Origin of the sequence: Elstera litoralis (assembly GCF_000963705.1) — a bacterium.
Classification (GTDB): Bacteria; Pseudomonadota; Alphaproteobacteria; order Elsterales; family Elsteraceae; genus Elstera; species Elstera litoralis.
In genome coordinates this window covers 1-4,915 of sequence record NZ_LAJY01000332.1, presented here as the reverse complement: position 1 = coordinate 4,915, position 4,915 = coordinate 1, and the positions used below count along the sequence as shown (strand labels likewise).

5 protein-coding genes are annotated in these 4,915 nt (G+C 63.1%); all 5 read right to left on the bottom strand.

The window, feature by feature from the left end; translation table 11 throughout:
* A partial coding sequence (locus VZ95_RS22070; protein ID WP_052711749.1) for a methyl-accepting chemotaxis protein occupies positions 1 to 2,005 on the bottom strand: 2,005 nt, incomplete at its 3' end.
* A gap of 214 nt (positions 2,006 to 2,219) precedes the next feature.
* Complete coding sequence (locus VZ95_RS12965; RefSeq protein WP_045776216.1) at positions 2,220 to 2,645, bottom strand: phasin family protein; 426 nt, start codon at positions 2,643 to 2,645, stop codon at positions 2,220 to 2,222.
* A 143-nt stretch (positions 2,646 to 2,788) separates the two neighbouring features.
* The gene (locus tag VZ95_RS12960; RefSeq protein ID WP_052711748.1) at positions 2,789 to 3,394 is read right to left on the bottom strand and encodes a hypothetical protein; all 606 of its coding nucleotides are present in this window, start codon (positions 3,392 to 3,394) and stop codon (positions 2,789 to 2,791) included.
* Positions 3,395 to 3,482: 88 nt separating this feature from the next.
* Entirely contained in the window at positions 3,483 to 4,295 is an 813-nt protein-coding gene (proC, locus tag VZ95_RS12955) for a pyrroline-5-carboxylate reductase (RefSeq protein ID WP_045776215.1), read from the bottom strand.
* Positions 4,296 to 4,298: 3 nt separating this feature from the next.
* Positions 4,299 to 4,805: a type III secretion system chaperone family protein gene (locus VZ95_RS12950; RefSeq protein ID WP_045776214.1), complete on the bottom strand. Its 507-nt coding sequence runs from the start codon at positions 4,803 to 4,805 to the stop codon at positions 4,299 to 4,301.
* Positions 4,806 to 4,915 lie beyond the last annotated feature (110 nt).

Genomic DNA, 4,915 nt, shown 5'->3' with positions numbered 1-4,915 from the left:
CCCGCACCCGCGCAACGAACTCATCGACTTCCTGGCGCAAGGTTTGGGCCGAGGTCGAGAGCCCCGTTGCGGCAGTTTGTACGGCGGCCGACACCATGCGCGCCGTCGCCGTTGCGTCGGAGACCGCCAGAATATTGCGGTTCACGCCCACGGCGCCTTGCGCAACATCCTGAACGGTGCGGGCGATTTCCTGGGTCGCGGCCCCCTGTTCTTCCACAGCGGCGGCAATGGCGGCGGCGACCTCGTTCACCTCGCGCATGACGCCTGTAATATTGGCGATATTGCCGACCGCCACCTGGGTTTGCGCGCCGATGGTGGAGACAAGCCCGCGAATCTCGTCGGTTGCGCGCCCGGTTTGCATAGCCAGCGCTTTGACTTCGGCGGCGACCACGGCGAAGCCTTTGCCGGCCTCCCCGGCGCGGGCGGCTTCGATGGTGGCGTTGAGGGCGAGCAGATTGGTCTGCGCGGCAATATCCTGAATGAGTTTCACCACGTCATTGATGCGCTGGGCGTCGGCGGCAAGTTGGCGCATCTGCTGTTCCGACATATCGGCGGCGGCGCTGGCCGAGCCGGTGATTCCGGCGGCGTGATTGACTTGGCGTCCGATTTCGCCGATGGCGCTGGTCAACTCTTCTGCTGCCGAGGCAACGGTTTGACTGTGCATCACCGCTTGATCGGAGGCGCTGCGCACATCCTCTGCCCGCTCTTGGGTGGTGCCGACGACCTCGGCGAGCCCATCGGCGGAGCCCTGCATATCCTGGGCGGCGCTGCCCACATCCTCGACGATATGGCGCACGCTGGCTTCGAACCCATCGGCGAGGCGGTTTAGGGTGGCGCGGCGTTCTTCCTCCGCCAGCCGTTCGGTTTCGATTTTCTCCTGATTGAGCCGATCGACGGCCAGAGCATTGGCATGGAAAATCCGCAAAGCTTCGGCCATCGCGCCGATTTCGTCGCGGCCTTTATCCTCGATCAACGCGTCGCGCTGGCCCTGGGACAGGCGACCCATTGCATCGATCAGGCGCATCAGGCGGCGAATGACCCGGCGGCTCACATAAAGCCAGCCGATGACGATGGCGAGCACCACGGCCCCAACGGCGACGAGAATCAGCTTCTGCACGCCAACCTCGATCACACGACGCACGTCGTCGGCGGCGGTCATAACCCCGCCGCGCGCGTCCTGCACCAGTTTGGTCGTGCGTTCGCGGATGCGTTCAGCGATCTCGACGTTGGAGATCAGCAGAAAATCACGGTCTTGGCCGTCCAAAAGATAACTGGCCTGTTTTTGGAAGGGCCGTTCGGCCAGAATCGCCTGCCAGGCCGCCAGCGCTGGGGCCATTTCCTGCTTATCGGCAGCCGGGAGCCCGTCGATCAGGCGCACCATCGTCGCCTGCTGTTCTTGAACGGCTTGGGTGGTGCGGGTGACGGCGTCGACATCGGCCACGGCGGGAAGGGTCTGGGTTTGGGTGGTTAGGCGGGCGTTGAGCTGGCGCAGTAGGGTGCCAGTATCGCTCTGGCTTAGCAGTGCGGCGGATTGATCGAAATCCTGGGCGGTCAGATCGACCGAGAGCATGATTCGGGCGAGGTCGGCGCGCGCTTGGCTTGTCGTCTCAACCGCCTGGCGAATCCCGTCCAGCATGCGGCCCATATCGTCGATATAGGAGCTGTAATCGGTGATTTCGCTCGGGTCGGTCGTGCCGCGCAGCGCGTCGATCAGTCGCCGCGCTTCGGTTTGCGTCGGGGCCATTTTTTGCCAAAGCGCGCCGCGCGTCTCGGCATCGGGCGCGGCAACCAGGGCGGGGCCGAAGCCGACAAGCTGTTCGGCTTTGGCGGCAAGCCGCAGGGCGGTTTCGATTTGCGGCAGGCGTTGATCGGCGACCAGATCCATCCGGGCGGCAACATCGGCAAAGGCCAGCCAGGCGACAAGGGCGGCGATAATCGGCAGCGTCGAAATCGCGCCAAACGCCAGCCAAAGCCGACCCCGGATACCGAGAGCGGGAAGGGTCATGGTCGGAACCTCCTAGAAGAGACGCCGCCAAATTACTCCGGGCTTAATGACGGTTTTGTGAAACTATTTATGGACAATCATTGAGACGGGGTAAAATTTTAGGGCCTTCCTTAAGGAAATTCTAATAATTTATACGAACGCTCGTATAATAAACGAAAGGGCTATTCTCTTACGAGAATAGCCCTTCGTGAAAAACAATCGACGGCTGTCGGTGTTATTTCTTGATATTGGCCAACAGGCCCTTCACTTCGTCGATGCTCGCGGTTACGCGCGCGCTGATGACGGCAGCGGCTTCCTGGTTCGACTTGGTGAGCAGGTCGGCGAGTTCCTTCATATTGGCCAGCGCCTTTTCGAAGGCTTGTTTGGCCAATTCGGTCTGCTTGCCGATTTTTTCTTCCGGCGAGCCCTGGGCGACGCTATCGCGCAGCACGGCGGCGGCTTCTTCCAGCGTCTGACGCAGGATTTCGGCCTGACGACGACCGACGGCCTGAAGGCCTTCGAAGGCGAGCTGGTTTGCGGCAGTGATCGCTTCGATATTGCGACGCTGGGCCGACACGAGCGCTTCCACATCCACGCCCGGCAGCTTGTATTCAGAAATGATCTTGCTGAAGTCGAAATCGAAGAAGGGGTTCTGGGCCATGAGAGGTCTCCTGAGAGCTAAGGTCGATTGCTGCGGTGCAACATGAAAACACCATGTCACAGCCTCCGCCTAAAATCAAGGCATTTTGTGCAGTGCAACATAACTTTTGCGTGCACACTTCCCCCGCCAAACAGGAGGGAAACTTAAGCGCTCTCGGCCACGGCGGGCGCGGGGTCCGGCCCTTTGGCCGGGGCCTCGCGCGGCAGCGCAAACGGCCAGCCCTGCAACCGCTTTAGCGCTTGATCGAGCGCCTTCATCGTGTCCGCCAGATCGGGGCTCGGGTCCGCGACAAAGGCGCGTAAGGTCAGCCCATAGGCGAGGCCGAGGGCCTTGGCGCGCAACAGATCGATCACGCCGCCGGTAGCGAGCCCGGCGGCTTCGAGCGTCCAGACCATCGAGGGCAGCAGGTGCGGCGTTACCGCCAGCAGCAGATGCGGCGCGCCCCGGCGCGGATCGGGCAGTAGCGCCAGCGCCTCGCGCCCCGGTTGCAGCGCATCGATGCGGCGCATCAGCAGGGCGAATAGCCGGTCGCGGATCGGGCCTTCCCGCTCATCCGCCGACAGATCGGTGAGCATCATCCGGTCGGCCGCCGTGTTCCAGGCCAGCAGAAGGGCGAGTTTGGTCGGGAAGCGGGCTTGGAGATCGGCCAATGGAACATCGGCGCGCGCGGCCCACTCGGCCATCGGCACGTTGGTCCAGGCGGTTTCGGCAATGGCGCGGCTTACCGCCAGAAGAACCGGATCGGTCATCAGTTTAGGGTCTCCCTCCCAAGGGCGGTAAACTATCAGAAAGCAGCCGGGTTGGTCAGAGGGAATCCTGCGAACCAAGAAGGCAGTTTTATGACCCGAGCGCTTCGGCGCGGCGCGTGGCGGCGGTAATCGCGCGGGTCACGATGGGCTGCCAGCCCTCTGGCCCCATCAGCACTTTAATGGCTTCGATGGTGGTGCCGCCGGGGCTGCACACATTCTCGCGCAGGGTGCTTGCGGGAAGGTCCGACTGATGCACCAATTCGCCCGCCCCGGCCACGGTAACACGGGCGAGGCGCCCGGCAAGATCGGGGGCAAGGCCAACCGCGATTCCCGCTTCCGTCATCGCTTCGATCAGCGCGAACACATAGGCGGGACCGCCGCCCGAAAGCGCGGTGACGGCATCGATCAGCTTTTCGTCATCGACCCACTCAACCGCCCCACAGGCCGACAGAAGCTCGGTCGCAAGCTGCTGGTGTGCGGGGGAGGTGCCGTCGGTGGCAACGCAGACCGTCACGCCCCGGCCAATCGCGGCGGGCAGGTTCGGCATCGCGCGCACCAGCGGCAGCGCGGCAGCGAAATACTGGCGGAAATAGGCAATGGTTTTACCGGCGGCGATGGAGAGGATCAGGGGCGTGCCGGTGAGTTTCGGCGCGAGCGCAGCCAGCGCCCCATCCATCATTTGCGGTTTCACGGCGAGAATAACGGCATCGAGCGCGCCCGGCGCATCGAGTGCCGCCACCTCGGGCACCCAGAACACGCGCCCATCACTGGCGATCACTGGGTCGCTCGTGCGATGCGGATCGACGATCACAACGCGGTCCACCGTGCCCGACGCCAACCAGCCCCGGGCCATAGCCCCGCCCATTTTGCCGCATCCGAGCAGCAGCAGCGCGAGGCCCATGAATTACGCCTCGCCGACCGTTTCGAACAGCGCCGCTTCTAGCGCTTCTTCCGCCGATTTGCCGCCCCAGATCACCAATTGGAACGCCGGGTAGAAGCGCTCGCACTCGGTGAAAGCGGCATCGACCAAATCTTCCAACTGCTCCAAGGACGCGCCGGTCAGCAGGCCGCGCAGCGGCAGCGTGTGGCGGAACAAGGGCATGCCGTCTTCAAGACTCACCTCGAAATGGCCGATCCACAGGCGCTCGTTGATGAGGGCGGTCAGCGCATAGATTTCGCGGCGGCGCGTTTCGGGCACCTTCGCGTCAAACGCACAGGAAAAATGCAGCGCGCTCACATCGTCGCGCCACACAAAGAACAAGCGATAATCGCACCACCGACCGCGCAGTTCTGCGATCAGCTCGTCGTCGCTTGCGCGGTCGAACGGCCACTCATTCGCGGTTACAATGTCTTCGACAATGTCGAGCGGATGAGACGGAAGATCGGGAGTTGTCTCACGAAGGGTGGTCATACCTGTCGCCTCCGGGCGAACCAAAATAAAGAACGAGACCTAAGCCCAAAGGAAACGGCTGGTATCCTCGCCACCGAAAACCCCGCCTGCTCAGACGAGGCCCCTACGGC

What these genes read in the sequence shown, in the direction of transcription:
- VZ95_RS12965 (WP_045776216.1), bottom strand. Translation starts at nt 2,645, where the DNA reads ATGGCCCAGAACCCCTTCTTCGATTTCGACTTCAGCAAGATCATTTCT.
- VZ95_RS12960 (WP_052711748.1), bottom strand. Translation starts at nt 3,394, where the DNA reads ATGACCGATCCGGTTCTTCTGGCGGTAAGCCGCGCCATTGCCGAAACC.
- proC (WP_045776215.1), bottom strand. Translation starts at nt 4,295, where the DNA reads ATGGGCCTCGCGCTGCTGCTGCTCGGATGCGGCAAAATGGGCGGGGCT.
- VZ95_RS12950 (WP_045776214.1), bottom strand. Translation starts at nt 4,805, where the DNA reads ATGACCACCCTTCGTGAGACAACTCCCGATCTTCCGTCTCATCCGCTC.